This window comes from Phenylobacterium sp. FG114 (assembly GCF_057809855.1).
Genome location: NZ_JBMDKU010000016.1, coordinates 1 through 26,724, shown reverse-complemented (window position 1 = coordinate 26,724; position 26,724 = coordinate 1). Strand labels below are relative to the sequence as shown.

At 69.1% G+C, this 26,724-nt stretch carries 26 protein-coding genes and 3 tRNA genes; 13 read left to right on the top strand and 16 right to left on the bottom strand.

The window, feature by feature from the left end; all coding sequences use genetic code 11:
- The first annotated feature begins 2 nt into the window (after window positions 1–2).
- A complete protein-coding gene (locus ACODSY_RS22355) occupies window positions 3–800 on the top strand; it encodes an NUDIX hydrolase (protein ID WP_488954102.1) in 798 nt (265 codons plus the stop codon).
- 6 nt (window positions 801–806) lie between these two features.
- Here the strand turns inward: ACODSY_RS22355 and ACODSY_RS22350 are convergent, their stop codons facing one another.
- The 3 genes from ACODSY_RS22350 to ACODSY_RS22340 form a co-directional block, all read right to left on the bottom strand.
- Window positions 807–1,268, bottom strand: a complete 462-nt coding sequence (locus ACODSY_RS22350) for an Hpt domain-containing protein (RefSeq protein ID WP_488954195.1) — start codon at window positions 1,266–1,268, stop codon at window positions 807–809.
- A gap of 94 nt (window positions 1,269–1,362) precedes the next feature.
- Window positions 1,363–2,139 (bottom strand): NAD kinase, encoded by a 777-nt coding sequence (locus ACODSY_RS22345; protein WP_488954100.1) that lies wholly within the window; start codon window positions 2,137–2,139, stop codon window positions 1,363–1,365.
- Window positions 2,140–2,189: 50 nt separating this feature from the next.
- On the bottom strand, window positions 2,190–3,305 hold the full coding sequence (locus ACODSY_RS22340; protein ID WP_488954098.1) for a DUF2336 domain-containing protein: 1,116 nt from the start codon (window positions 3,303–3,305) through the stop codon (window positions 2,190–2,192).
- A 120-nt stretch (window positions 3,306–3,425) separates the two neighbouring features.
- Here ACODSY_RS22340 and glpK point away from each other — a divergent pair, with 120 nt between their 5' ends.
- The gene (gene glpK / locus ACODSY_RS22335) at window positions 3,426–4,922 is read left to right on the top strand and encodes a glycerol kinase GlpK (RefSeq protein WP_488954097.1); all 1,497 of its coding nucleotides are present in this window, start codon (window positions 3,426–3,428) and stop codon (window positions 4,920–4,922) included.
- Here glpK and selD read toward each other — a convergent pair.
- Complete coding sequence (selD, locus tag ACODSY_RS22330; RefSeq protein WP_488954096.1) at window positions 4,919–5,959, bottom strand: selenide, water dikinase SelD; 1,041 nt, start codon at window positions 5,957–5,959, stop codon at window positions 4,919–4,921. The two genes, glpK and selD, sit on opposite strands and share 4 nt — an antisense overlap.
- Before the next feature lie 38 nt (window positions 5,960–5,997).
- Between selD and mnmH the strand changes: the two genes are divergently transcribed.
- The 4 genes from mnmH to ACODSY_RS22310 all read left to right on the top strand — a co-directional run bounded on the left by mnmH (window position 5,998) and on the right by ACODSY_RS22310 (window position 12,581).
- Window positions 5,998–7,053, top strand: a complete 1,056-nt coding sequence (mnmH, locus tag ACODSY_RS22325; protein ID WP_488954095.1) for a tRNA 2-selenouridine(34) synthase MnmH — start codon at window positions 5,998–6,000, stop codon at window positions 7,051–7,053.
- 55 nt (window positions 7,054–7,108) lie between these two features.
- Complete coding sequence (locus ACODSY_RS22320) at window positions 7,109–7,879, top strand: class II aldolase/adducin family protein (RefSeq protein ID WP_488954094.1); 771 nt, start codon at window positions 7,109–7,111, stop codon at window positions 7,877–7,879.
- Window positions 7,880–8,073: 194 nt separating this feature from the next.
- Window positions 8,074–9,348, top strand: a complete 1,275-nt coding sequence (locus ACODSY_RS22315; RefSeq protein WP_488954093.1) for an efflux RND transporter periplasmic adaptor subunit — start codon at window positions 8,074–8,076, stop codon at window positions 9,346–9,348.
- Window positions 9,348–12,581: an efflux RND transporter permease subunit gene (locus ACODSY_RS22310; RefSeq protein ID WP_488954194.1), complete on the top strand. Its 3,234-nt coding sequence runs from the start codon at window positions 9,348–9,350 to the stop codon at window positions 12,579–12,581. Before ACODSY_RS22315 ends, ACODSY_RS22310 begins: the two co-directional genes overlap by 1 nt.
- A 227-nt stretch (window positions 12,582–12,808) precedes the next feature.
- Here the strand turns inward: ACODSY_RS22310 and ACODSY_RS22305 are convergent, their stop codons facing one another.
- On the bottom strand, window positions 12,809–13,312 hold the full coding sequence (locus ACODSY_RS22305; protein ID WP_488954092.1) for a c-type cytochrome: 504 nt from the start codon (window positions 13,310–13,312) through the stop codon (window positions 12,809–12,811).
- 61 nt (window positions 13,313–13,373) lie between these two features.
- Entirely contained in the window at window positions 13,374–13,826 is a 453-nt protein-coding gene (locus ACODSY_RS22300) for a YaiI/YqxD family protein (RefSeq protein ID WP_488954091.1), read from the bottom strand.
- Window positions 13,827–13,947: 121 nt separating this feature from the next.
- Between ACODSY_RS22300 and ACODSY_RS22295 the strand changes: the two genes are divergently transcribed.
- Both ACODSY_RS22295 and ACODSY_RS22290 read left to right on the top strand, forming a co-directional pair.
- Complete coding sequence (locus ACODSY_RS22295) at window positions 13,948–14,133, top strand: hypothetical protein (RefSeq protein WP_488954090.1); 186 nt, start codon at window positions 13,948–13,950, stop codon at window positions 14,131–14,133.
- A 52-nt stretch (window positions 14,134–14,185) separates the two neighbouring features.
- Window positions 14,186–14,261: transfer RNA gene (locus ACODSY_RS22290), tRNA-Thr, on the top strand.
- A gap of 241 nt (window positions 14,262–14,502) precedes the next feature.
- Here the strand turns inward: ACODSY_RS22290 and ACODSY_RS22285 are convergent.
- Genes ACODSY_RS22285 through ACODSY_RS22270 form a run of 4 tightly spaced genes read right to left on the bottom strand, consistent with a single transcriptional unit; the run spans window position 14,503 to window position 18,447 of the window.
- A complete protein-coding gene (locus tag ACODSY_RS22285; protein WP_488954089.1) occupies window positions 14,503–15,297 on the bottom strand; it encodes an ABC transporter permease in 795 nt (264 codons plus the stop codon).
- Window positions 15,294–16,175, bottom strand: a complete 882-nt coding sequence (locus ACODSY_RS22280) for an ABC transporter permease (RefSeq protein ID WP_488954088.1) — start codon at window positions 16,173–16,175, stop codon at window positions 15,294–15,296. The genes ACODSY_RS22285 and ACODSY_RS22280 overlap by 4 nt, the downstream gene beginning before the upstream one ends.
- The gene (locus tag ACODSY_RS22275) at window positions 16,172–17,326 is read right to left on the bottom strand and encodes an ABC transporter ATP-binding protein (protein ID WP_488954087.1); all 1,155 of its coding nucleotides are present in this window, start codon (window positions 17,324–17,326) and stop codon (window positions 16,172–16,174) included. The genes ACODSY_RS22280 and ACODSY_RS22275 overlap by 4 nt, the downstream gene beginning before the upstream one ends.
- Window positions 17,323–18,447, bottom strand: a complete 1,125-nt coding sequence (locus tag ACODSY_RS22270) for a polyamine ABC transporter substrate-binding protein (RefSeq protein ID WP_488954086.1) — start codon at window positions 18,445–18,447, stop codon at window positions 17,323–17,325. Before ACODSY_RS22270 ends, ACODSY_RS22275 begins: the two co-directional genes overlap by 4 nt.
- 161 nt (window positions 18,448–18,608) lie before the next feature.
- Between ACODSY_RS22270 and ACODSY_RS22265 the strand changes: the two genes are divergently transcribed.
- Complete coding sequence (locus ACODSY_RS22265; RefSeq protein WP_488954085.1) at window positions 18,609–18,962, top strand: DMT family protein; 354 nt, start codon at window positions 18,609–18,611, stop codon at window positions 18,960–18,962.
- Window positions 18,963–18,997: 35 nt separating this feature from the next.
- Here the strand turns inward: ACODSY_RS22265 and ACODSY_RS22260 are convergent, their stop codons facing one another.
- A complete protein-coding gene (locus ACODSY_RS22260) occupies window positions 18,998–19,480 on the bottom strand; it encodes a hypothetical protein (RefSeq protein ID WP_488954084.1) in 483 nt (160 codons plus the stop codon).
- A 184-nt stretch (window positions 19,481–19,664) separates the two neighbouring features.
- On the opposite strand from ACODSY_RS22260, the gene metG reads away from it, so the two are divergent.
- The gene (metG, locus tag ACODSY_RS22255) at window positions 19,665–21,482 is read left to right on the top strand and encodes a methionine--tRNA ligase (protein ID WP_488954083.1); all 1,818 of its coding nucleotides are present in this window, start codon (window positions 19,665–19,667) and stop codon (window positions 21,480–21,482) included.
- Between the two features lie 45 nt (window positions 21,483–21,527).
- Here metG and ACODSY_RS22250 read toward each other — a convergent pair whose 3' ends face one another.
- From ACODSY_RS22250 to rlmB, 5 genes are all read right to left on the bottom strand, one after another.
- On the bottom strand, window positions 21,528–22,241 hold the full coding sequence (locus tag ACODSY_RS22250; RefSeq protein WP_488954082.1) for a TerC family protein: 714 nt from the start codon (window positions 22,239–22,241) through the stop codon (window positions 21,528–21,530).
- A 130-nt stretch (window positions 22,242–22,371) separates the two neighbouring features.
- Entirely contained in the window at window positions 22,372–23,055 is a 684-nt protein-coding gene (locus ACODSY_RS22245; RefSeq protein ID WP_488954081.1) for a PEPxxWA-CTERM sorting domain-containing protein, read from the bottom strand.
- 135 nt (window positions 23,056–23,190) lie between these two features.
- Complete coding sequence (locus ACODSY_RS22240; RefSeq protein ID WP_488954080.1) at window positions 23,191–24,072, bottom strand: helix-turn-helix domain-containing protein; 882 nt, start codon at window positions 24,070–24,072, stop codon at window positions 23,191–23,193.
- Window positions 24,073–24,154: 82 nt separating this feature from the next.
- Window positions 24,155–25,102, bottom strand: coding sequence for a PEPxxWA-CTERM sorting domain-containing protein (locus tag ACODSY_RS22235; RefSeq protein WP_488954079.1), 948 nt, complete (start codon window positions 25,100–25,102; stop codon window positions 24,155–24,157).
- A gap of 98 nt (window positions 25,103–25,200) precedes the next feature.
- Window positions 25,201–26,022: a 23S rRNA (guanosine(2251)-2'-O)-methyltransferase RlmB gene (gene rlmB / locus ACODSY_RS22230; protein ID WP_488954078.1), complete on the bottom strand. Its 822-nt coding sequence runs from the start codon at window positions 26,020–26,022 to the stop codon at window positions 25,201–25,203.
- Between the two features lie 135 nt (window positions 26,023–26,157).
- Between rlmB and ACODSY_RS22225 the strand changes: the two genes are divergently transcribed.
- The 3 genes from ACODSY_RS22225 to ACODSY_RS22215 all read left to right on the top strand — a co-directional run.
- A tRNA-Tyr gene (locus tag ACODSY_RS22225) sits at window positions 26,158–26,244 on the top strand.
- A gap of 51 nt (window positions 26,245–26,295) precedes the next feature.
- Window positions 26,296–26,369: transfer RNA gene (locus ACODSY_RS22220), tRNA-Gly, on the top strand.
- A 42-nt stretch (window positions 26,370–26,411) separates the two neighbouring features.
- On the top strand, window positions 26,412–26,724 hold a 313-nt coding region (locus ACODSY_RS22215; protein WP_488954077.1), incomplete at its 3' end, for a GTP-binding protein.

The window sequence follows — 26,724 nt, the reverse complement described above, 5'->3', positions numbered from 1 at the left end:
GCATGAGCGAAGCGCCCCAACCCGCCGAGACCAAGCCTGCCGCCACGATCCTGCTCCTGCGCGACGCGCCGGAATTCCAGGTCCTGATGGTCAAGCGTCACCACCAGATCGACTTCGCGTCGGGCGCCATGGTGTTTCCAGGCGGCAAGACGCACGCCGGCGACGACGACCCGGCGTGGTCGGACCATTGCCTGGGCTGGGACGCCTTCGATGCCGAGCAGCGGGGCCTGCGGATCGCGGCCATCCGCGAAGCCTATGAGGAGGCGGGCATTCTGCTTGCCGAGGGGCTGGACGGTTCGGACTTCGCCGAGGTGTGCGACCCGGCCATGCGCTCGGCGGTGGACCACGGGGAGGCGGCCTTCATCGACGTGGTGCGCGACCTGGGGGTTCGCTTGCGCCTGGATGCCCTGGCGGTGTTCGCACGCTGGATCACCCCCACCATGATGCCGAAACGCTTCGACACATGGTTCTACGCCGTGCGCGCGCCGGCCGACCAGGTGGCGGCCGCCGACGGGCGCGAGGCGGTGGACGCGGAGTGGGTCGCGCCCACCGAAGTGCTCCGCCTCGCCGACGCCGGCGAGCGCACGGTGATCTTCCCGACGCGGATGAACGTGCAGCTGCTGGCCGAGGCGTCGAGCGCCGAGGACTGTGTCGCCCGTGCTCAGGCCCGGACGCTGGTGCCGGTGCTGCCGAAGGTCGAGGTGCGCGACGGCGCCCGGTTCCTCGTGCTGCCGCCGGACGCTGGCTATGGCGACGTCGCCGAGGCGATGGAGCGCACGCAGCTCGCGATGAAGGTCTAGCCTGGGTTAGGCGCCGAAGTCGCGGATACGGCTTTCGAGTTCCTGGACCAGGATCTTGCCGACGGGATGGTCCTCGGTCTTGATGTCGTCGCGGGCGGCCGCCTTGATGGCGTCGATATGCGCGTCGATCAGGCCCACCGGCGCCTGCAGGCGCTTGGACTTGTCGTCGATCAGGCGGCACAGCAGGCCGGCGATGCGGGTGATCAGCGGGAAGCCGTAGGTGGCGCCAAGACCCTTCAGGTCGTGGGCGCGCAGGTACAGGCTTTCCATGTTCTCGGGGCTCGGACCCTCGGCCCGGACCGTCTGGCGCGCGTTCTCGAGCTTGGTGATCTCGTCGTTCAGCCACTGGGTGAAGTTACCCGACAGGCTTTTCAGCGCCGCCTCGGCCTTGGCGATCGCGGCGGGATCGATGGCGCCGAGCCGACCACCGCCCACCTTGAGGCGAAGGGCGCTGGGCGCCTGGATCATCTGGCCGGACTTGGGTTCGCTCACGTGACTCTCCCGAACGATCGCCCGGCGAGGTTAAGGTGAACCCGTTAATGAGGGGTGTCGGCGGGGCCGTTCAGACCGAGAATTGCTCCGCCAAAACACGCTCTTCCAGGCTGCGGCCGGCGTCGAACAGCATGCAGAGCGAAACGTCGCGGTCCTCGGCGATGTAGACCTCCATGACGTTGGGGGCCTCGAAATTGTCGGCCACGGCGCTGACGGGCCGCTTCTCGCCTTCCAGCACCTCCAGGCGCAGGCGCGCGGTGTGCGAGAGCAGGGCGCCCCGCCAGCGGCGCGGCCGGAACGCGCTGATGGGCGTGAGCGCGAGGATCTTGGCGTCGAGGGGGATGATCGGTCCGTGGGCCGACAGGTTGTAGGCGGTCGAGCCCATCGGCGTGGAGATCAGGGCGCCGTCGCAGATCAGCTCGGACAGGCGGACCTTGCCGTCCACCGAGATTCGCAGCTTCGCCGCCTGGCGCGTCGTGCGCAGCAGGCTGACCTCGTTGAACGCCAGGGCCTCGTGGGTCTTGCCGTCCACGTCCACCGCCTGCATCCGCAGCGGGTGGATCTCGGCCTGCTCGGCGGCATTGATCCGTCCCAGCAGGTCGTCCTCCGAGAACTCGTTCATCAGGAAGCCGACCGAGCCGCGGTTCATGCCGTAGATAGGCTTGCTGGAGCCCATCAGCTCGTGGACGGTTTCGAGCATGAACCCGTCGCCGCCCAGCGCCACAATGACCTGGGCATCGTCGAGGCCGGCGTCGCCGTAGCGCGCCACCAGCCGCTCCCGCGACTCCTGGGCCTCCGGCCGGTTGCTGGCGACGAAGGTGAGGCGGGTGACGAACGACTTTTTCATCGGCCGCTAGAGATGACGAAGCTCTGCTTCGTGTCAAACGGCGGTTTGAGTCAGGCGTGTGACAGGGCCTGAGCGGCCTGACGGAAGGCGGCGCCGGCGACCTCCGCGGAGACCGGCGCGAAGGCCACCGAGGCCTTGCGTGCGCCTTCGGCGCCGCCGCCGGGGCGGCCCTCGTTCAGCTTGCGCGTCATCTCCAGAATGTCGGGGAAGACGCTGCGGTCGATCCCCACGGCGGCGCAGGCGAGGGCGAGCAGTTCGGGCCGGTCGGAGTCCAGGGTCGCCTGGACATGGTCCGTGTCGAAGCGGCCCAGAATCGCCAGCGAGTTGGCGAACAGGCCGAGGCGGCCCTCGCGCAGCGCGCGGATGAGGTAGCCGGGGCGCAGCTGGCCCGCGGAGTGGAGCTTGTCGACCAGCCGCTGCTCCATCACCTCGCGTTCCCCCTCGCGCGCGGTACGGGGCTGGCTCTCGGACAGCGCCATGCCGTTCTGCGCCTCGTTCATCGAGGCGGCCAGGGCGTCGTCCAGGATGGTGACGTCGAGGCGGAAGCGGTCGGCCAGGCCTTGGCGCAGGGCCAGGCCCACCCAGAGGTAGAGGCGCTTCGCCAGCTGGCCCGTGAGCTTCGGGTGCTGCGACAGCGGCGTCCGAAGGGCCGCGATCTGGCGCGACGCTTCGACGAGGTCCTCCATGTCGGCGGGCGCCAGTTCGGCGGTGTGGTTGCCGGCCAAGGCGGTCAGCACGGCGGGCTCACCCTGTTCGAGGATCGCCGACACCACGGCGTGCGTCAGGCGGGGCCGTCGCGCCACCTCGATCTGGTGCTCGATCGTGGCCTCCACCAGCAGGCGGACAAGGTCGACCTCTTTCAGGACGGGGCTTTGCGAGATGATCGGCCGGGCGATCTCGATGTCGTCCAGCGCGAGCACGTTGACGAGGGCGTTTGGGGCCCACTCGGCGGCCGCCAGCTTCTCGGACAGGCGATGCCGGATGTCGCGCTCGGCCTCGACGACCAGGCTCATGAAGATCGACGAAAGCAGCGCCTGGATCGGCGCGCTCTTCATGGCCTCGCCCGCGTGGGGCGAATCGCAAAGGTCCGCGATCGCCAGGAGCAGGCGTTCACGGTCGGCCGGCTGGCGGCTCTTTGCGAGATCGAGCAGGCTTTCGCTGCTCATCGCGAGGCTCAACGCCGGATCTCCCATTTCTACAGTACGAACACGGCTATATCCGACTCTGGGCTTGCCGAGTGAAGACATGCTTAAGCCCCAAGGCGCGCCGAGAGGGAAGAGAACGCGATGAACCAGCCACTGATCCTGGCCCTGGACCAGGGCACGACCTCGACCCGCGCCATCGTGTTCGGCGCCGATGGGCAGCCCCTGGCCGAGGCCGGCGCGCCGCTGGAGCAGCATTACCCGCGGGACGGCTGGGTCGAACACGATGCGGAGGAGATCTTCGCGGCGTCGGTGTCCGTGATGAAGGCCGCGATCGAGAAGGCGGGGCGCACGCTGGCCGATATCGCCGCCATCGGCATCACCAACCAACGCGAAACCTTGGTCGTGTGGGAGAAGGCCACGGGCCGCCCGATCCACAATGCCATCGTGTGGCAGGACCGCCGCACCGAGCCGATGTGCGCCCGCCTGCGGGAGGAGGGTCATGAGCGGCGTGTGACCGAGATCACAGGCCTTCTCCTCGATCCTTATTTCTCCGGGACCAAGCTGGCCTGGCTGCTGGCGCACGTGCCCGGCGCGCGGGCGGCGGCGGCCGCAGGCGAGTTGCTGGCAGGCACGATCGACACCTGGGTGATCTGGAAGTTGACCGGGGGCGAGGTCCACGCGACCGACGCCACCAACGCCTCCCGCACCCTGCTCTACGACATCCGCGCCAGCGACTGGTCGGCGGAGATGGGCGCGATGCTCGACGTCCCGCTGGGCCTCCTGCCGCAGGTGCGCGACTGCGCCGGCGACTTCGGCGCGACCGACGCGGCGATCCTCGGTGGGTCGATCCCGATCCGCGGCGTCGCCGGCGACCAGCAGGCGGCGCTGATGGGGCAGGGATGCATCCGCCCCGGCGAGATGAAGGCCACCTATGGCACCGGCTGCTTCATGCTGCTGAACACGGGCGAGGCGGCGCCGGTGTCGGAGGCGCGGCTGCTCACCACGGTGGCGGCGCGGGTCGCCGGGCGGACGACCTACGCGCTGGAGGGGGCCATCTTCATCGCCGGCGCGGCGATCCAATGGTTGGGCGAAGGTCTCGGGATCGAGGGCGGCCCGCAGGCGGCGGAGCGCCTCGCGATCGACGCGCGCGACGACTTGCCGGTGGTGCTCGTGCCGGCGTTCACGGGGCTGGGCGCGCCGTGGTGGGACGCCAACGCCCGGGGCGCGATCTTCGGCCTCACACGCGACGCCGGCCGCGCGGAGATCGCGCGGGCCGCCTTCGACGCCTGCGCGCTGCAGACCCGCGACCTGATCGAGGCGATGCGGGCCGATGCGCCGAAGGCCTTCGCGGGCCAGGTCGAACTGCGCATCGACGGCGGCATGTCGCGCAGCCCCTGGTTCAGCCAGCGGCTCGCCGACCTGACGGGCGTGTCCGTCTGCCGCGCCACCTACCAGGAGACCACGGCCCTGGGGGCTGCGCTGTTCGCCGGCCTGGGCGCCGGGGTGTTCGCCACGTTGGAGGAGGCGGCGAACGCCCGGCCGAAGACTGAAGGCTACCGGCCGGCGCTCGCCGATGAGCCGCGCGAACTCGCCTATGCCCGCTGGCTGGACGCCGTGAACCGGGTGCGGGCGAGCTAGACGAGCCGGACTTTGGGCGCGCCCTCGACCAGTCGCCCGACGATCGCGGAGCGGTCGAAGCCGCGGGACCTGGCCAGAGCCAGAAGGCCATCTGCCGCGTCGGGCGCCACGGCGATCAGCAAGCCGCCGCTGGTCTGCGGATCGGTCAGCAGGTCCCGCCGCCACGGCTCGACGCCGGCCTCGTCCACGGACGCGCCGTAGCTCGCCCAGTTGCGCGCGGACGCGCCGGTGCGAACGCCGGCGCGCACGAGGTCCTCGACCCCCGGCAGCAGGATCGGCGCGTCGGCGACGATCTCGGCCGTGAGGCTGGACCCTCGAGCCATCTCCAGCGCGTGGCCGATCAGTCCGAACCCCGTCACGTCGGTGACCGCGTGGACGCCGGCGAAATCCGGAAGTTCCCGGCCCAGGGTGTTGAGTTGCGTGGTGCTCTCGATCAGCGCCGCATAGCCGGCCGGGTCGAGCCGCTCGGCCTTGAAAGCGTTGCTGAGCACCCCGACGCCGAGCCCCTTGGTGAGCACCAGGAGGTCGCCGGCCCGGGCCGAACGGTTCGCGAGCACCTTGTCGGGATGGACGAGGCCAAGGGCGACGAGGCCGTAGATGGGCTCCACGCTGTCGATGGAGTGCCCCCCGGCGACGGGCACGCCCGCCGCCGCGCAGACCGAGGCCCCGCCGGAAAGAATGCGGCCGATGACGTCGGGCGATAGCTTGTCCACCGGCATCCCGACGATGGCGAGCGCCAGAATCGGGGTTCCGCCCATGGCGTAGACGTCCGACAGCGCATTGGTCGCGGCGATCCGGCCGAAATCGAAGGGGTCGTCGACGACCGGCATGAAGAAGTCGGTGGTCGCGACCAACGCCTGCCGGTCGTTCAATCGCCAGACCGCCGCATCATCCGACGTCTCGGGGCCCACCAGCAGATCCGGGAACGCGCCCAGCGCCGGCGTGCGCCCGATGATGTCCTGCAGGACCGCCGGCGCCAGCTTGCAGCCGCAGCCGCCGCCGTGGGCGAGGGACGTCAGTCGGAGGGTGTCGGGCATTGGCTCGCTCTCAGGAAGAAGCGCGCTATAGCACCCGCATGAGCCTCGAGGTCACCCAGGATGTCTCGCCCGCCGCTCTGGCCGGCTACGACATGCTGATCGACGTACGAAGCCCGGGCGAATTCGCGGAGGACCACCTGCCCGGGGCGGTCAACCTCCCGGTGCTCTCGGACGCCGAGCGGGCCCAGGTCGGCACGATCTATGTCCAGGAGTCGCGCTTCACCGCGCGACGCCTGGGGGCCGCGCACGTGGCGCGCAACGTCGCCCACCACCTGGAGACGGCCCTGGCCAGCCGCTCCGGCAGCTTCCGCCCCCTGGTCTACTGCTGGCGTGGCGGCATGCGCTCCAATGCCATGGCGACGATCCTCTCGCAGGTCGGCTGGCGCACGACCGTCCTGGAGGGCGGCTACCGGACCTATCGGCGCGATGTCGTCGCCCGGCTCTACGACGGGGGTCTGCCGCTCAGCTTCGTCCTGCTCGACGGGCACACGGGCTCGGGCAAGACGGAGCTGTTGGGGCTGCTTCGCGCCCGGGGCGTCCAGACGCTGGACCTCGAAGGGCTGGCCGCGCATCGGGGTTCGCTGTTCGGCGCCGTGGCGGGACAGGCGCAGCCGAGCCAGAAGCTGTTCGAGAGCCGACTTCTGGCGGCGCTCGACGCGCTCGACCCGGCGCGGCCGGTGATCGCGGAGGCGGAGTCGAGCAAGATCGGCGACCGCATGATCCCGCCCGCGCTGTGGACCCGGCTCGCCGAGGCGCCCCGCATCGAGCTGGTCGCCGAGCGGCCGGCCAGGGCCCGATACCTCGTCCAGGCCTATCGAGAACTCACCATGGACGGCGCCGCGCTGGAAGCGGCCTTCGCCCGCCTGCCCGTGAAGCCCAGCGCGGAGCGCCTGGCCGCCTGGCGCGCCATGATCGCGGCGGGCGCCTTCGCGGAGCTCGCGGAAGCGATCATGCTGCTGCACTACGATCCGGCCTACGACCGGTCCCGCCGCCGGCACGAGCGGCCGCTGCTGGGCAGCCTGGCCGTTTCGCCGGAGGACGCGGAGAGCATGGCGGCGGCGGCCGAGGCGGCCGCCCGGCTGGCCGGCGCTTGACGCCCGACCGCCACGGCGCGACTCTTGGACTGAACAACGATCAGGGAGAACGGCCATGGCGGACGGTTCGGTTACGGGCGTCGCGTCGCTCAAAGGCAAGGTGAGCGCCGAGGAGTGGCAAGCGCGAGTGGATCTGGCCGCCCTCTATCGCCTGGTGGCGATGCACGGGTGGGACGACCTGATCTACACCCACATCTCGGCCCGCATCCCCGGGCCCGAACACCATTTCCTGATCAATCCGTACGGACTGCTGTTCGAGGAGATTACCGCCTCGTCACTGGTGAAGATCGACCTGGACGGCAACGTGCTCCAGGAGACCCCGTACTTCATCAATCCGGCGGGCTTCACGATCCACTCGGCGATCCACGGCGCGCGGGAAGACGCCAAGTTCGTGATGCACCTGCACTCGGACCAGGGCGTGGCGGTGGCGGCGCAGAGGGACGGCCTGCTGCCCATCTCGCAGCATGCGCTGATCGTGCTGCCCAGGCTGGCCTACCACGACTACGAGGGGATCGCCCTGAACCACGACGAACGCGAGCGGCTGGTGGCCGATATCGGCGACAAGGACCTGATGTTGCTGAGGAATCACGGGACGCTGTCGGTGGGCAAGACGGCTGGCGACTGCTGGATCGGCATGTACTACCTGGAACGCGCCTGCAAGATGCAGATCCAGGCGCTGACCGCCGGGCGCGAGAACATCCTGATCGCCCCGGAGGCCTCGCAGGCCGAGGTGAAGTCGCAGGTTTCGCGGGGGATCGGCGGCGGGCTCCCGTGGCCCGGCTGCCTGCGAAAGCTCGACCGCGAACTGCCCGGCTACGACGCCTAACCCGAGGCCGTCGCCTCAACCTTGTGCAGACGGGCGTCCCGCGCGGGCGCCCGTTTCGTTGTGTGCGGACGTTTCAGCGCCGCAACGCGCAGCCATCCTGCTGTCACTGGACCGCGTATAAGGAGCCATCCTAAGAGCGCTTCCGACTTGTCAATAATACGCCTGCATACGAGCGGGTGATGGGGACCCGTAGTTTGATCCGACGGCACTTCTTTCTCGTGGCGGCCCTCGTCGTCCTGACCGTGATGGCCATCGTGGGCGGCTTCAAGGTGCTGACCAAGCCCTCGGGCGGCGCGGGCGGCGGCCAGGCCATGACCCAGGCTGGAGGCATGCCGCAGGGCAAGGGCGGCAATCGCCGCGGCGGGGCCTTCGGCGGGCCGGCGATGGTATCCGTGGCCGTCGTCACGCCGCGCACCTTCGAGGACACGATCGAAGTGCTGGGCGTGGCCAAGGGGCGCCAGTCGGTAACCCTGACGGCGGCGACGACGCAACTCGTGGACCGGGTGCGCTTCTCGGACGGTCAGCGCGTGCCGCGCGGCGCGGTTCTGGTCGAGCTGAAGGACACCGAACAGAACGCGGGCGTCGCCCAGGCCGAGGCGCGGGCCGTCGAGGCGCGGCGCGCCTATGACCGCTACAAGACCCTCGGCGACCAGGGGTGGGCCTCCAAGGCTCAGGTCGACCAGTACGAGGCCGCGTGGCGCTCGGCGCAGGCCGACGTGGCGGCCGCGAAGGCGCGGCAGAACGACCGCACCATTCGGGCGCCCTTCGCGGGCGTGGTGGGGTTGTCCGACGTGGCGCCCGGCGCGCTTGTGAATCCCGGCGCGCCGATCGTGACGCTGGACGACGTCTCGGTCATGCGGGTCGATTTCCAGGTGCCCGAGCGCTACCTCGGTCAACTGCGCGAGGGCCAGACGCTGCTTGCGACCGCCGACGCCTATCCGGGCGAAACCATCGCGGGACGCATCGCCAAGCTGGACACGCGCGTCGACGAGCGTACCCGGGCCATCACGGCGCGGGCCGAATTCCCCAACGGCTCGGGCAAGCTCAAGCCCGGCATGCTGGTGCGCGTGGGCGTCTCGCGCGGTCAGCGGACCAGCCCCAGCGCGCCGGAATCGGCTGTGTCCGTGCAGGGGGACGGCGCTTTCGTCTTCGTGTTGCACGCGGCCGCGCGCGGCCAAGCCCAAGGACAAGGGCAACGTCCCGGCGGCCAGGGCGCGAGCCAGGGCGGAGCGATGGTCGAGCAGCGGCCCATCGTGACGGGGACGCGCCAGCAGGGGTTCGTCGAGATCCTCGACGGCGTGAAGGCAGGCGAGCGCATCGTGGCCGACGGCCTCAACAAGATCCAGCCGGGCCAGCCGGTCCGGGTCGCAGGTCGAGCGCCGGCGCCCTCGGGCGCGGCTGAGGTCAAGACGTCCAACCCTGTCCTCACGCCGGGAGCGCGGTCCGCCGGTCCGCGGCCCGCGGCATGATGCTTTCAGACATTTCGGTCCGCCGGCCCGTTTTCGCGGCGGTCGCGGCGATCATCCTCTGCGTGGTCGGCATCGCCTCGTTCAGCGCCCTGACGGTGCGCGAGCTGCCCAGCGTCGACCCGCCCGTGGTCGGCATCTCCACCACCTACCGCGGCGCCTCGGCCGAGGTGATCGAGGAGCGGATCACCGAACTGATCGAACGCCAGGTGGCGGGCATCGAGGGCATCGACCGCGTGCAGTCGTCGTCCCGCGACGGCTCCTCGCGGATCAACATCTCGTTCAAGCTCAGCCGCGACCTGGACGCCGCGGCGAACGACGTGCGTGACGCGGTCAGCCGCGTGACGGCGCAAATGCCCGATCAGGCCGATCCGCCGCAGATCCAGAAGGCGAACGCAGACGCGTCGCCGATCATGTTCTTGAACTTCACCTCGCAGACGATGAACCGCCTGCAGCTGTCGGACTATGCCCAGCGCTACCTGGTTGAGCGGCTGTCGACGGTGCCCGGTGTGGCGACGGTGGGGGTCGGTGGCGCGCAGTACTACTCGATGCGGATCTGGCTGAACCCCGAGGCGATGGCCGCCCGCGGGATCACCGTCGAGGACGTCGAGAGCGCGCTCTCCAGCCAGAACGCCGAGCTGCCGGCCGGCTCGCTGGAAGCGCCGGCCAAGGATTTCACCATCCGCGTGGCACGGGGCTATGCGACCCCTGAGCAGTTCGCCCGCATGCCGGTCGTGGCCGGCCGCACCGCCTCGGCGACGCAGGGCTCGGCGGCGCTGGGTGGAACGTCCTCCACGGCGGGCGCGGCTCAGGGCGCCATGCGCGATGTCACTTCGGCGACCCAGGCGCAGGGCTACATCACCCGCCTGGGCGACATCGCGCGCGTCGAGGAGGGACCCGACGAGCGTCGCCGCCTCTTCCGCTCGAACGGCAAGGACATGGTGGGCATCGCCATCACCCGCCAGAGCCAGGCGAACGACCTGGAGATCTCGGACGGCGTGCGCGCGGCGATCAAGGAGATCAACGCCACGCTGCCCAAGGGCACCCAGCTGGGCGTCTCGGTGGACTACACCGAGTTCACCCGCCACGCGATCCAGGAGGTCTGGATCACCATGGCGATCTCGCTGGGCTGCGTGGCCCTGGTGAACTTCCTGTTCCTGGGCACGTGGCGTGCGGCGCTGATCCCGTCGATCGTGGCCCCGATCTGCATCCTCTCGACCTTCATCGTCCTGGCGCCGCTGGGCTTCTCGATCAACCTGCTGACCCTCCTCGCGCTGGTGCTGGCGATCGGCCTCGTGGTCGACGACGCCATCGTCGTGGTCGAGAACATCCAGCGAAGGATCGACGAGGGCGAGCCGCCCATCGTGGCGGCTCAGCGCGGCGCGCGGCAGGTGTTCTTCGCCGTGGTCGCCACGACCATCGTGCTGATCTCCGTGTTCGCGCCGCTGATGTTCCTGCCGGGCTTCATCGGCCGCCTGTTCGTCGAACTGGCGGTGTCCGTCGCCGCGGCGGTGGGCTTCTCGGCGCTGCTGGCGCTGTCGCTGTCGCCGATGCTGGCGTCAAAGCTGCTGCGTCCCGCCGCTGGCGAAGGCTGGCTGGCCCGCCGCGTCGACGGCGCCATGCACAAGCTTAAGACCTCGTACCACGCGTCGCTGGAGTCGATGCTGGGCAAGCGGATCGTCTCGTTCGGCGCGTCCGGCCTGGTGGTGATCCTGGCGATCGTGGCCTTCGGGGTGTTCAGCGTCCTTCCGCGCGAACTGACCCCGGAAGAGGACCGCCGCCGGGCGCAGGTCTCCTTCTCCGGCCCTGAAGGCGCAGGCTTCGACTACACCCTGGCCGCCAGCCGTGAGGTGGAGAAGATTCTCACCAAGTACCTGAACGAGGGCGTCCTCGAGCGCTACGTCTTCGCGATGCCGCGCTTCGGGAACTCGTCCTACAATTCGGGGGGCGGCAACGCGATCCTTTCCGATAAGACGGACATCACGGCGCCCGACCTGGCGGCGCAGTTGAACCGTGAGCTGGCGTCGGTCACGTCGGTGCGGGCGATCGTCTCGCCTGAAGGCGGCTTGCAGCGCGGCGGCCCGGGGGGCGGCGGCGGCGGCACAAGCATGCAGTTCATCGCCACCGGCACCGACTATCCGGAGATCGCGCGCTGGATTCAGCCGATCCTGGCGGCGGCGAACGAGAACCCCGGCCTGGCGCGCCCGCGGCTGGACTACGAGCCGACCAGTCCGCGCCTGATCGTCGACATCGATCGTGAGAAGGCGGCCGCGCTGGGTGTGCCGGCGCAGACCATCGGCCGCGCGCTCGAGACCCAGTTCGGTTCGAGACGCGTGACGACCTACATCAAGAACGGCCAGGAATACGACGTCCTGCTGCAGACGGATCGCGAGCACCGGCAGACCGAGCAGGACCTCGCCAAGCTCTATGTGCGCGCAAGCTCGGGCGAGGCCATTCCCCTGACCTCGGTCGTGACCACCAAGGTGCGGGGCGATACGCCCGACCGGCCGCGCGTCGACCGGCTGCGCTCGATCAGTCTCTCGGTGCAGCTGAACCCCGGCTATTCCATGGGCGAGGCGATCCAGTTCTTCCGCGACGAGGCGGCCAAGCAGCCTGGCGCGGTCACGGTGAAGTGGGGCGGCGGCGCCCGCGACTACCTCGAGGCGTCGGGCTCGGTGGGCTTGGCGTTCGCCATGGCGCTGTTGCTCGTGTTCCTCGTGCTCGCGGCGCAGTTCGAGAGCTGGATCCACCCGGCGGTGATCATGCTGACGGTGCCGGTGGCGGCGGTCGGCGGCCTCTTCGGCCTGCTGGTGGTGGATTCCTCGATCAACACCTACAGCCAGATCGGACTGATCATCCTGATCGGCATCGCGGCGAAGAACGGCATCCTGATCGTTGAGTTCGCCAACCAGTTGCGCGACGAAGGCTTGTCGATCCGCGAGGCGGTGATCGAAAGCGCCAGCCTGCGCCTGCGCCCGATCATCATGACGTCGATCTCGGCGGCGGCGGGCGCTATCCCGCTGATCGTCTGGGGCGGGGCCGGCGGCGAGGCGCGCAAGACCATCGGCGTGACGATCTTCTTCGGGGCGATCTTCGCCACCCTGGTCACGCTGTTCGTGGTGCCCGTGTTCTACAACCTGCTGGCGCGGTTCACGAAGTCGCCCATGGCCACGGCCCGTCGCATCGAGGCCTTCGAGGAAGCGGAGAAGGCCCGCGTCGCGAACGCCGCCGAATAGCGGCGGGGAACGGGTGACGCGGCCGGCCCCCGCCGGCCGGCGCCAGGGAACCTGTTCAAAAGGGGGGGTGTCAGGTCCCTGGGCCCGGCCGGCGACGGGTGGCGCCGCCATTCGGATCAGGGTGTCGAATAGACAGATGCTCTTTATCGACGCTTACAACATGAGCGAGCATTTGCTGCGCGTCAAGGTTGTCTGGCCGCGAAATCTTGCGCCTGTCGCGCGAAGCGCTACTGCGCCTTGTGGCCGGTCTCGACCATCAGGAATGCGATCAGGTCGGTGCGGTCCTTGGCGTCCTTCAGGCCGGCGAACGACATCTTGGTGCCGGGCAGGAAGGTCTGCGGCTGGGCCAGCCACTGGTCGAGGTGGCTCGCGTCCCAGGTCCAGCCGGCGTTCTTGAGCGCGTCCGAGTACTTGAAGTCGGGGTTGCTGGCCGACTTCTTGCCGAACACGCCATGCAGGTTGGGCCCGGTCATGTTCGCGCCGCCGGGCGTGATGGTGTGGCAGGACTGGCAGAGGGCGAACTTGGACTTGCCGTTCTTCAGGTCGGCCGTGCTGTAGGGCGCGGGATACGAAGCCAGGATCTCCTGCTTCTGGGCGTCGCTGAGTTCGGGCGCGGCGGGGGTGGCGGGCGTCGCCTCGCCGGATGCGGGCGCGGCGCTGTCCTGAGGCTTGCCGCAGGCTCCCACGACGGTGACGATGGCGGCGGCGGCGAAGATCGGTCCCAGGCGCATGCGAAACTCCGGCTGAAATCGCCGGCAAGCTAGCGCTGCCTTGGCCAGACGCAAGCCGATCCTATCGACGTTTCCGCCGCTCGCGATTCACCGCTTCGTCCAACGCCTGCAGGAAGCGCGAGCGGTCGGCGGCGGCGAAGGGGCGGGGGCCGCCGGTGATCTCGCCGGTCGAGCGGATGTGCTCCATGATCGAGCGCTGGGCCAGCGCGGAGCCGATGGAGTCCGGGGTGAAGGGCCGCCCGTTCGGGGCGATCGCGGCGCCGCCCGCCTTGAGCACGCGGTCGGCGAGGGGGATGTCATTGGTGACGACGATGTCGCCCGGCTGCCTCTGCTCGGCGATCCAGTCGTCCGCGACATCCGGACCTGCGTCGACGATCCGACGCTCGATCATCGGCGATTGCGGGATCTGGATGAAGCTGTTCGAGACGACGAAGGTCTTCAGGCCGTAGCGAGCGGCGACCTTGTAGGTCTCGTCCTTCACCGGGCAGGCGTCGGCGTCGATGAAGATGCGCATTGCTTCGCCTTACAGAAATTCCAGGCGGTCTCACGCGCCTTTGATTCGTCCGGGACGGACAGGCCGCCCAGCTTGTGCTTATATATTCGGCGATGGGGAGGTGAAGAGGACAGGTGACCCCATGGAAGACTTCTGGCTGAGGGCGCTGGGCGACGCCGAGCAGGCCGAGGCCCGCGCAAGGGCGCTCCGGGCGCGCTTCGGCGAAGAGGCCGAGGACAAGTGCCAAGCGGAACTCCAAAGCTTCTCCGAGCACGATCCGCGGCGGCGCCGGATCGCCGACGTGTTCCGCGCGCTACGCTGGACCTGAGACCCCTTGGCGCCGCGGGCGCAACCCAGCATAAGCGGCCGATCCCTCACGGGCCGGATTAGCTCAGCTGGTAGAGCAGCGGTTTTGTAAACCGAAGGTCGCGGGTTCGAGTCCTGCATCCGGCACCACCCCCGTTTCCTCCGCTCAGACGTTGCGATTGCGCCCTTTGCAACCGGGGCGGCGCGCATGTTGCGATGCACACCCTGCAAGTCGGGGGCGCGTGCCAAGACGGGACGCAACGCCACCGGCGGTTCGGTTTGCCTGGGGGGGTGGCCGGACCCAACGTCTCCGGACGTTGGCTGCAGGCGGTCCGGTCCGGCGGCGCGTAGGGTCACAATGCCCTTGGCCGGACCGCCTGCGGCGTTTGGGTCAGACCGCGATCTGGCGACGGCGCTGTCGTTGCTGGATCAGGTAGGCTGCGATCACGCCGGTGGCCACGAGGCCGATCAGCAGGGTCGAGACCGCATTGATCTTGGGATCCACGCCCAGTCGGACCTGGCTGTAGAGCCGCATGGGCAGGGTGGTGGCCCCCGGACCCGAGGTGAAGCTCGCGATCACCAGGTCGTCCAGCGACAGCGTGAAGGCCAGCATCCACGCCGCGGCCACGGCGGGGGCGATGCCGGGCAGGGTGACCAATACGAACGCCTTCCAAGGCGCGCAGCCGAGATCCTGCGCGGCTTCCTCCAGGTGGCGGTCGAAGGTGGCGAGGCGCGCTTGCACCACCACCGTGGCGTAGGCGAGGGTGAGCGTGGCGTGGCTGAGCGTCACCGTCCAGAAGCCACGCGGCAGGCCCAGCGAGACGAACAGCAGCAGCAGCGACAGGCCCAGGATCACCTCGGGCATCACCAAGGTTGCGTAGACACCGCCCGCGAGCGCGGTGCGTGCGCCGAACCGGCCGCGAACCAGCGCGACGGCGGCGAGGGTCCCCACGAGCGTGGCCAGTGTCGCGGAGATGACGCCGACCCGCAGTGTGACCCAGACGGCGTCCAGCATCTGGGCGTCCTGGAAGAGCGCCGTGTACCAGCGTGTGGAGAATCCGCCCCACACGGTGACGAGGCGGCTGGCGTTGAACGAATACAGCACCAGGATGACGATCGGCGCGTAGAGGAACGCGAGGCCGAGGACCACCGAGGCGACATTGAAGGCGCTGGGCCCCTTCCTCATCGCAGCACCTTCGCCTGCTCACGCTCGAACAGCACGATCGGGACCACCAGGGTGGCGAGGAGCACGATGGCCACCGCCGAGGCGGCCGGCCAGTCCCGGTTGGCGAAGAACTCGGTCCAGATCACCTTGCCCAGCATCAGCGTCTCGGAGCCGCCCAGCAGGTCGGGGATCACGAACTCGCCAGCCATGGGGATGAAACAGAGGAGGGCGCCGGCCGCCGCGCCCGGCAGCGAGAGGGGAAAGGTGACGCGCCAGAACGCCAGGAGTGGAGTCGCGCCCAGGTCCTGGGCGGCTTCGATCAGGCTCTCGTCCTGCTTCTCCAGCACGGCGTAGAGCGGCAGGACCATGAACGGCAGGTAGGCGTAGACCAGGCCCAGCAGGACGGCGGTCTCGCTGTTGAGGATGTCCACCGGCGGCAGGCCCAGCGCCCCGAGCGCGGCGTTGAGCACGCCCGCCGGTTTCAGGATCGCGATCCACGCGTAGATCCGGATCAGGAAGCTGGTCCAGAACGGCAGGATGACGGCCATCACCAACGCCTGGCGCACCGCCGGCGGACAGCGGCTGATCCCATAGGCGATGGGATAGCCGATCAGCAGCAGCAGGCCCGTCCCAGTGGCGGCGATCCGCAGGCTCGAGAGATAGGCGTCGAGGTAGAGGCGGTCCTGGGTCAGCCGCTCGTAGGTTTCGCCGTCGAGGCCAGCCAGGAAGGCCTGGACGCCTGCCAGGCCTCGGCTCCAGTCGATGCGCGGCGCGTAGGGCGGGATCGCCAGCGCGGTATCGGACAGCGACAGCTTGGCGACCAGCAGGAAGGGGAAGGCGAAGAACAGCGCCAGCCACAGGAACGGCAGGATCGCCGCCAGGCCCGAGCGGTTTCTCATCGGGTGAGCACCACGGCGCTGGAGGGCGCGAAGCTGAGCCAGACGGCGTCGCCGCAGCCGAGCGGCCGCTCGACAGTGCGGGTGGCGTTGGCGCGCGCGGCGCGAACCAGACGGCCGGGCGCGATCTCCACGAGATAGGTCGTCCAGTCGCCGAGATAGCCATAGTCGTGGATGCGGCCGGCCAGCAGGTTGGCGCCGGCGGGCGGCGGCTCGGTCAAGACGGCCACCTTCTCAGGCCGCACGGCGACCCACGCGGTCTCGCCGACCGGACCCGCGCCCCCGGCCTCGAAGGTCCCGTCCTCCGAGACAAGCTGCACGCGGCCGTCCTGCGACCTCGCCACGCGGCCCTCGAACAGGTTCACATCGCCGATGAAGCCCGCGACGTAGCGGTCGGCCGGAGCCTCGTAGACCTCGCCGGGCCGACCGACCTGCACGATTCGCCCTTCGCGCATCACCGCGATCCGGTCGGCGACGACCATGGCCTCGTCCTGGTCGTGGGTGACGATCATGAAGGTCATGCCCAGCGTCTGCTGGAGGTTCATGAGCTCGAACTGGGTTTCTTCCCGCAGCTTCTTGTCGAGAGCGGCCATGGGCTCGTCGAGCAGCAGGATCCGCGGCCGGGGCGCGATGGCGCGCGCCAGGGCCACCCGTTGCCGTTGGCCGCCCGACAGCTGGTCGGGGCGACGTTTTCCGAGGCTCTCCAGCTTGACCAGCGCCAGCATCTCGTCGACCCGGTCGGCGATCTCGGCCCTCGGCAGACCCTGGCGGCGCAGGCCGAAGGCGATGTTCTGGGCGACGCTGAGATGCGGGAAGAGGGCGTAGGCCTGGAACATCATGTGGACCGGCCGCCGGTGCGGCGGGTCGGCGGCGATGTCCCGGTCCCCCAGCAGGATGCGACCGGCGTCGGGCGTCTCGAACCCCGCCAGTATGCGCATCAGCGTGGTCTTGCCGCAGCCGGAGGGGCCCAGCAGGGCGAAGAACTCGCGCTCGTAGATCGACAGGTCGACGCCCGTGACGGCGTTCGTGCCGCCGAACGCCTTGGAGACGCCGTCGAAACGCACGAGCGGCTTCGCGCCGGCGTCTTCCCACGGCGCGAAGGTGTCGCGGATGCCGCCGATCTGCGGGCGGATGGGAACCGGGCGCTCGCTCAACGGCCGGTCAGCACCTTGGTCCACTGGCGGTTCACCTCGCGCAGCAGGTCCTGATCCTTCGTGGTGGTGACGAAGAGCCGCTTCGACACCTCAGGCGTCGGATAGACGTTGGGATCGTTGCGGATCGCCTCGTCGACGAGCGGCGTCGCGGCGGCGTTGGCGTTGGCGTACTGGGTGTAGTTCGACGCCTTGGCGATAATGTCGGGGCGCAGCATGAAGGCGATGAACTTGTGCGCGGCCGCTGGGCTCGGCGCATCCTTAGGGATCGTGAAGACGTCGAACCAGACCTGGCTGCCTTCCTTGGGGATCGAATAGGCGATGTGGACCCCGTTCTTGGCCTCCTCAGCGCGGGTCTTGGCCTGCAGAACGTCGCCGGAGTAGCCGATCGCCAGGCAGATGTCGCCGTTGGCCAAGGCGTCGATGTATTCGGACGAGTGGAACTTCCGAACGAAGGGCCGTACCTCCATCAGCATCGCCGTGGCGGCCTGGTAGTCGGCGAGGGACTTCGAGTTCGGGTCCTTGCCCTGGTAATGGAGCGCGACCGCGTACATGTCCTCGGAGGCGTCGAGGAAATAGACGCCGCAGTCCTTGAGCTTGGCCAGGATGAGCGGGTCGAACACCACCCGCCAGCTGTCGATCTTCATGCCCGGCAGGCGCTTTGCGATGGCATCGGCGTTGTAGCCGATGCCGATCGTGCCCTGCATATAGGGCACGGCGTAGGCTGCGCCGGGGTCGAAGGGCGCGAGGTGGGCCATCAGGGCGGGGTCCAGCTTGTCGAGGCCCGGCAGCTGTTTCTTGTCCAACGGCTGGATCGCGCCGGCCGCGATGTAGCGGGGCAGGTTGTGGTTCGAAGGGACCACCAGGTCGTAGCCCGTGCCGCCCTGCAGCACCTTGGTCTCGAGCACCTCGTTGGAATCGAAGGTGTCGTAGCTGACCTTGATGCCGGTTTCCTTGGTGAACTGCGTCAGCAGCGCCGGGTCGATGTAGTCGGACCAGTTGTAGATCCGAAGCGTCCCACCGCTTGCGCCGGCCGAAGGCTGGGCCTTCTCGCTGGTCTTCGGGCCGCAGGCCGCCAGGGCCAAAGCCGCCGCCACCGCCAGTCCCCTGAACAGTCCACGCATACCGTCCCTCCCAACTCGCGGGGGACTATAGGGCGCGCCGCGAAGGAGTTAAGCCCCGCCGCGCGTGTGAGGCCCACGCGTTCAGTGGTGCGCCCACCCGACGGGCATTCCGTCGACGGTGGCGAATCCGTCGACAGTGGCCGACCAACCGGAGCCCACCCATGACCGCGCCCTGGACCTTCGTCGCCCCCATCCTGATGCTGGTGGCCTCGAACGTCTTCATGACCTTCGCCTGGTACGGACACCTGAAGGTGGAGCACCGGCCGCTCTGGATCATCGTGATGGTGAGCTGGGGGATCGCGTTTTTCGAATACTGGCTGGCGGTGCCGGCCAACCGGATCGGTCGGCAGGTCTACGACCCGGCCGAGCTCAAGGCGATGCAGGAGGTGATCACCCTGGCGGTGTTCGCGGTGTTCTCGATCACCTACCTCGGCGAGAGGTTCACCCTGAACCACGCCGTCGGCTTCGGCTTCATCGCGCTCGGCGCATTCTTCGTGTTCAAGGGGCCGCTGTAGGATGAGCGCCGGGCCGCGCGGCCCGGCGCCTGTCCCTACTTCCCGGCGGTCGCGCCGGCGCCTTCGACCATGGCGACGACCTCGTTCGTCTTGGAGATGAACTTCACGCCCTTGACCCGGCCGTCCTTGTAGCGGTCCCAGGCGCTCTTCACCTCGACCGGGGTGGGGCCGGCCGCCCCCGGCGTCGCGGGCTTGTCGGCGACGACGTCCACCTCGTAGATTCCGTCGGGCGGGGTCGCCGCGTAGACGCGGGGCAGGAAGCCCACCTTGGTCCAGCCGGCGCCGTCGGTGGTCGCCTTGGCCTCGAGATCGTAGCCGCCGCCGGCCGCGGGCTTCACCGTTGCGGAGGTGATGGCCTGGACGTTCTCCTGGCCCTGATAGAACTGGACCTGGCGGGCCAGGGACTTCTTCGGTGCCTCGGCCGGCGCCGCCGTCGGCTCGGCCGCAGGCTTCTCGTTGCAGGCGGAGAGAAGCAGGCAGCTCGCGACGGCGGCGAGCGGAATCGCTTGTTTCAGCATTCGGACCTCCCAAAGCGGGCGGTTCTTGTTGTCGACGACTCAGGAAGCCGTCGCCTCCGCCCCGTGCGCGGAGTTTGCGCCTATGGCGACGCTTGGCGAGCCTTTCTTGCATGGCGGCCTTTGGCGAACCACGTGAGCGGCCTATAAGCCCCGGTTCTCCCGCCCGCTTGCGTTTCGAAGGCCCATGTCCCGCATCCTCATCACCTCGGCCCTGCCGTACATCAATGGGATCAAGCACCTCGGCACGCTGGCCGGGTCGATGCTGCCCGCCGACGTGTACGCGCGGTTCCAGCGGGCCCGCGGACGCGAGACGCTCTACATCTGCGCCACGGACGAGCACGGCACTCCGACCGAGCTGGCCGCCGCAGAGGCGGGTGTGGATCCGGCGACCTTCTGCGCCGAGCAGCACGAGGTGCAGCATCGGCTGGGCCGCCAGTTCGGCCTGTCTTGGGACCATTTCGGCCGCTCGTCGTCGCCGCAGAACCACAAGCTGACGCAGATGTTCGCCCAGCAGCTGTGGGAAGCCGGCTTCATCGAGGAGCGGGTGACCCAGCAGGTCTATTCCAACGCCGACAAGCGCTTCCTGCCCGACCGATATGTCATCGGCACCTGCCCGCACTGCGGTTACGAGAGCGCGCGCGGCGACCAGTGCGAGAACTGCACCCGGGTGCTGGATCCGGCCGACCTGCTGCATCCGCGCTCGGCGGTGTCGGGCTCGACCGACATCGAGATCCGCGGCTCCAAGCACCTGTTCCTGCGCCAGAGCCTGTTCTCGGGGAAGCTGCGCGAATGGATCGAAAGCAAGCGCGGGCATTGGCCGCTGTTGGTGACCTCGATCGCGCTGAAGTGGCTGGACGAGGGGCTGCAGGACCGCGGCATCACGCGCGACCTGGAGTGGGGCGTGCCGGTGAACGCCTGGGCCTGGGGCGCGAATCCGGAAGGCCAGACGCCGGATATCGAGGGCCTGGCCGGCAAGGTGTTCTACGTCTGGTACGACGCGCCGATCGCCTACGCGGCGGCGACCTGGGAGTGGGCCGACGCCCGCGCCGCCGAGGCGGGCCAGGACCCGCCGCCCGACAGCGCCTGGGAGCGCTGGTGGCGGCTGCCCGAGGCCGCCGACGTGAAGTACGTGCAGTTCATGGGCAAGGACAACGTGCCCTTCCACACCGTGGGCTTCCCTTGCACGCTGCTGGGCGTCAACGAGCGGGTGGACGCCGACGGACGCTGGTCCGTGGTGAACAACGCCCCCTGGAAGCTCGTGGACGAGCTGAAGGGTTTCAACTGGCTCGACTACTACGGCGGCAAGTTCTCCACCTCGCAGAAGCGCGGTGTGTTCATGGACCATGCGCTGGAGCTGCTGCCGCCGGACTACTGGCGCTGGTGGATCATGGCCAACGCCCCCGAGACGTCTGACGCGACCTTCGCCTGGGAGCAGTTCCAGGCCCAGGTGAACGCCGACCTCGCCGACGTGCTGGGCAACTTCGTCAACCGCATCTGCAAGTTCACCGAGAGCCGGTTCGACGGGGTCGTGCCCGAGGGTGGCGCACCCGGCGCGCTGGACGAGAAGCTGGAAGCCGACGTTCTGGAGAAGCTGCGCGAGTACACGCAGTTCATGGAGGACCGCGAGTACCGCAAGTCGGCCACGGCGCTGCGCCAGCTCTGGGTGCTGGGCAACCAGTACCTGACCGAGGCCGCGCCCTGGACGGCCATCAAGACCGATCGCGAGCGCGCGGCGGTGGCGGTGCGCTACGGCCTGAACCTGGCGGCGTTGTTCGCCAAGGTGTCGGAGCCCTTCATCCCGTTCGCCTGCGAGAAGATCAGCGAGGCGCTGGGCGAACCGTTCCCGGCGACCTGGCCGTCACTGGACGGGAAGGGCGTGCTGTCGGCGCTGGAGCCCGGCCGCACGATCCGCGCGCCGGAGGTGCTGTTCAAGAAGATCGAGAACGATCAGGTCGCCGAATGGCGCGAACGCTTCGGCGGGCCGGAGACGGTCGAGGGATAATCACTCCGCTCATCCCGATATTCGCCGGGATGAGCTGATTTGAAGTCAGTGTGCCGGCGCTGGCGTCTTCGGCTTGATGTCGAGGAAGTCGGGCATGGCGGCGTTGTACTGCTGGGTGTAGCCCAGGTCCTGGACCACGTCCTGGTGGCCCTGCCACATCATGTGCAGGGCGACGTACAGCACGATCGCCAGGCCGACGAAGCCGATCCAGCGGTACCTGTGCAGCAGGCGGGCGATGGCGTGGGCGGCGACGCCCATCAGGGCGATCGACAGCAGCAGGCCGAAGACCAGCACCGCCGGGTGCTCGCGCGCCGCGCCCGCCACGGCCAGCACATTGTCGAGCGACATCGACACGTCGGCGATCAGGATCTGGATCAGCGCGTCCTTGAAGGTCTTCGGCTTGACCTTCGGCTCGGTGGCCGGATCGTCGTCCATGGCCGCCTGGGCCTGGACCTCCTCGTGGGCGGCCTGGTCGCGCAGCTCACGCCACATCTTCCAGCAGACCCAGAGCAGCAACAGGCCGCCCGCGAACAGCAGGCCCACGATGCCCAGCAATTGGGTCGTGACCAGCGCGAAGCCGATGCGGGTGATCACCGCCGCGGCCAGGCCCCAGAAGATCGCCTTCCGCCGCAAGTCGGCCGGCAGGCCGCCGGCGGCCAGTCCGACGGCGACCGCGTTGTCGCCGGCCAGCACCAGGTCGATCATCAACACTTGGAACAGGGCGGTGAGGGCGGCGGGGCTGAACAGCTCTGCGAACATCCGGCCTCAATGCGTCAGGCGGCGGCCGGCTGCAACAGTCGAGGTGTTGGCCGCGCCGCCGGTAGCCGCGGGCGTCGCCGCTCCGGCCACGGCCCGGGCCGCCGAGTTCGGGGGACGGCGGCCCGGGCCCCTAGCCCGCCAGGCGCTGCAGTAGGCGCAGCCGCCGCTTCGTGCGCAGCGAGGCGCCCACCCCGCCGAAGCCCAGGATCATGAGCGCCCAGGCCGCCGGTTCGGGCGCGGCCGACCCCGAGTGACCCAACTCGACCTCGGCCAGCGCCAGGCCGGTGCTCTGACTGTCGCGCACCAGGGTGAATCCGGTGAACCAGGTCCCCGGATCGGCCTGCCAGCCCTGGAACTTGAGTCCCTCCTGGATCGGGAAGGCGTAGACGTTGGAACTCGGCTCCTGGCCGTTGTTGAGGTGCATGTAGATCGTGGCGCCGAATGGTCCCTTGAACGTGCCGGCCTTGAACGAGAACAGGTCGTATTGGGCGGTGGGATCGAATTCGACCTCGATATAGCCGCCGTTGTTGCTGATCAGGGCGTTGTGCACCGGGAAGAACGGGGCCGCGCCGGCGGTGATGATGACGTTCTGGCCGCCCGTCGTGATCGACAGGTCGCCGTCAACATACGGATCGTCGATGAACTGATAGGCGCCGACGGGGTACTCGCCGAAGTCGGTGACCTGATCGATGACGCCCTGAGCGTGGAACTCGCCCTGATCGGCGTAGAAGGTCGGGAAGGCGTTCGCCCGGGTGGCCGAGGCCAGGGCGATCAGGCCCATGACGGCGGTGGCGAAGATGATGGTGGAGCGCATGTCGGAAGCCCCCGTTGGCTATCGTTTCGGTTGTGGGGCGCCTCAATGATCCGTTCGGACCGGCGCGGGTAGGCGCGCCGGCGTTCGCGGTGTTGCGAGTTGTTGCGGGCTCGCCTGAGGGGCGAAATCCGGCGTCTAGAGGTGGGGGCCGCGCGACATCGAGGTGGCGAAGGGCATGTGCAGGATCGCCATCCCACCGGCCCCCAGCGCCATCGGCCCGACGTCGGGCATGAGCCTGGCGGCCACATCCGGCGGGATGGACCCTTCGGGGGCGAGGGGATCGGCCTTGGCCGCCTCCTCGAAGACCGCGTCGTCGGTCGCGCGGTCGCCGCTCAGGAAACCCACGCGTTCCATCATGCAGCCCATGGCCGCCGGTGAGCCGCCGCCGACGCGTTGGAGGCCCATGGAGATGCCGTCCAGCACCTCGGCCCGGTGGCGCAGCACGGCGTTGAAGATCGAGAAGGTGAACATGCCCGTGCGCGGCTCGGACATCACCGTGAACAGCTGGGTCTGGGTCATGAACGTCCAGCCCTCGAACCGCATGTCCTCCACCGCGATGCGGGTGACGAGGAAGCCGTTGTCGGCGCGACGGATGAGGCAGGCGTCATGGATGAACCGGCCGGGCTGGCCGATGGCCGGGCGGGTGGTGCGCCAGTGCCCTTCATAGGCGTCGCCGCGCAGGTCGGTGAGGGTCTTGGTCTCGTGAAGCACTGACTCGGGCAGCCAGCCGCCCAGCGGACCCCAGGGGCTCGCCGCGGGCTCCGCGGGCGTCACGCCCAACCGGGCGGAGAGCGAGTCGAGATCGGCCTCCCAGTCCAGCAGGCTGAAGCCGGGTCGCCGCGAGGCCACGAGCGCGGTGAGATTGGCCAGGTTCTCGCCCGACGGCGACTGGTGGCCGCTCAGCCACCGGCTGACGACGGACTTGTCGACCGCCAGCTCGGCCGCGAGCCGGCCGCGGCTGATCGACAGCGCCTTGAGGGCGAGCAACAGCCGCGCCGGAAAATCGCCGTGGGTCACGTGGAACCTCCCCGAACGGCGCATAGGTCGCAGGTTCAGGCGACCTTGTCAGCGTCCGCCTGGGGCGGGACGCCGACTGGGGTCACGTCTGGGGAGGCGTAAGCAGGCGACGGCGACGCAGGACCCCGCCCGCCGTGCCGAAGCCGAGGATCATCAGCGCCCAGGTCGACGGCTCCGGAGCGGCGGAGGCGCTCATGAAGGCCAGGGGACCGTTCACTTGGCGGCCGGTGTCGAAGCTGGCGAGTTCGGCCCCGTTCAGGTCGTATTTGCCGAGGCTGTGCTCGAAGCTGGCGAAGACGGCGCCCTCGCCGAAGGCCAGGCCCTTTACCGCGGAATCGGTGCTCACGTTGGCGCCGCCGGCGAGCCAGGTCAGCGGATCCACGGAGGCGTAGCCGTAGCTCGCGCCGGACTGGTAGGCCGCAAACAACTGGCCGGCGCCGTACGTCAGGGCGCCCAGCGACACGGTCTGGAAGTCGTACGAGCCGAGCAACTGGCCCGACAGGTCGTAACGCGCGAGCGTGCTGTCGTAGGCGACAAAGACGTTGCCGTCGCCGAACGCCAGGCCCGTCGCCATGGTGGGCAGATCGATGCTGAACACGCCATCGAAGTCGAGGTCGGCGGTCAGCGAGCTGACCTCGTACGAAAGGCCGTTCAAGGAAAAGACCTCGAGGGCGGCGTAGAGCTTGCCGTCGCCGAACGCCAGTGCGCCGGGATTCACCACCGGTCCGGTGGCGAGGGCGCCGGTCTGCACGCCGCTGGCATCGTATCGCTCGATGTAGTTGGTCGCCCCGCCGTAGCTGGAGACGAAGAGGCTCCCGTCGCCCGCGGCGAGCCCGGCGGCCGGGCGCGCCAGGTAGAAGCCACCGGTCTGCGCCGAGAGCCCCGCGTCGTACGTCGCGATCCCGCGGTCGTTCTGGTTGTTCGGGATGATGTAGGCGTCATAGAGGTCGCCAGCGCGGGCGGTCGCGCCGCCGGCCAGCAGGGTGAGCGCCGCGGCCGCCGCGGCGCCCTTCAAGGCATAGGTGTTCATGTGCGTCCCCAAACTGTTTCGGGGCGCTATCAACCAGCACAACCATAGCGAGGGTAGGCGCGCCGACGTTCGCGACGTTGCGAGTTGTTGCGCGAGGTTCAGCCGCGCGGTCGGGACGCCTCATAAAGCGCGATGGCGGCGGCGGCCGAGACGTTCAGGCTCTCGAAGCCGCCGGGCATCGGGATCTTTGCCAGCTCGTCGCAGTGCTCGGCGACCAGCCGACGAATGCCTTCGCCTTCGGAGCCCATGACCAGGACCGTGGGGCCGCCGTCCAGAGCTTCGGACAGCTGCGTCTCGGACTCGCCCGCCAGGCCCACGGCGCGCCAGCCGGCGGCGGTCAGCTCGTCCAACGCGCGCGACAGGTTCACGACGTGAGCCACGGGCGCCTTATCCACCGCGCCGGCCGCCGCCTTGGCCAGCGCACCCGTCAGCTTGGGCGCGTGCCGGTCCTGGAGGATCACGCCGGCGACGCCGAACGCTGCGGCCGAGCGCAGGATGGCGCCCACGTTCTGGGGGTCGGTCACCTGGTCGAGCATGAGCAGGACCGCGCCGCGCTTCGCTTCGAAGTCGGCGAGGTCGACGTCCTCCAGCGGGGCAGGGCGGATCGCGATGCCTTGGTGGACGGCGCCCTGGGGCAGGGCCAGGCCGATCTGGTGGGCGTCGGCGATCTCCAGGACCTTCTGACGGCCGAATCGCGCCTCGACCTGCTTGGCCTTGTCGGGGGTCGCCAGCAGTCGCAGCGGCGCGCCGCGGCGAGGATTGCCGAGGGCGGCCTCCACCGCGTGCCAGCCCCAGATCCACTCGTCCGAGCCGCCTGAGGGCCGCCGTTCGGGCCGGCCATGGCCATGGGGTTTCCCCTGTGGTTTCGGGCGGAAATTGCGACCCTTTCGGGCGTCGTTGCGTTCCGTAGGCGAGGCCACTATAAGACGCGCTCCGATTTGGGGCCCCCTCGGTGGGCCGCCGCTTTTGGACGTTGAGTTGGGCGCTTTACGCCCCTCGCATCCTTGGGCGGAAGCCTTTTCTCAGAAGGCCCCGATGAAGGCTCCGAGCGCGCTGGGGGAATGTCCCGAGTGGCAAAGGGGGGGGACTGTAAATCCCCTGCTGTAATGGCTTCGTAGGTTCGAGTCCTACTTCCCCCACCACGCGCTTGAAGTTCACTGAGGAGTTGCGGCGGCCCCGCGAACTTTTGGTCGGCGGGTATAGCACAATGGTAGTGCAGCAGCCTTCCAAGCTGAGGATGCGGGTTCGATTCCCGCTACCCGCTCCAACTCCTTGAACCGCAAGTTTAGGCAACGCCGGCAGGACCCTGATGGCCAAAGAGAAGTTCGAACGCAACAAGCCGCACTGCAACATCGGCACGATCGGTCACGTGGACCATGGGAAGACGACGCTGACGGCGGCGATCACCATGGTGCTGGCGAAGTCGGGTGGAGCGACGGCGAAGAAGTACGAAGACATCGACGCGGCGCCGGAGGAGAAGGCGCGCGGTATCACGATCAACACGGCGCACGTGGAGTATGAGACGCAGAACCGTCACTACGCGCACGTGGACTGCCCTGGGCACGCCGACTACGTGAAGAACATGATCACGGGCGCGGCGCAGATGGACGGCGCGATCCTGG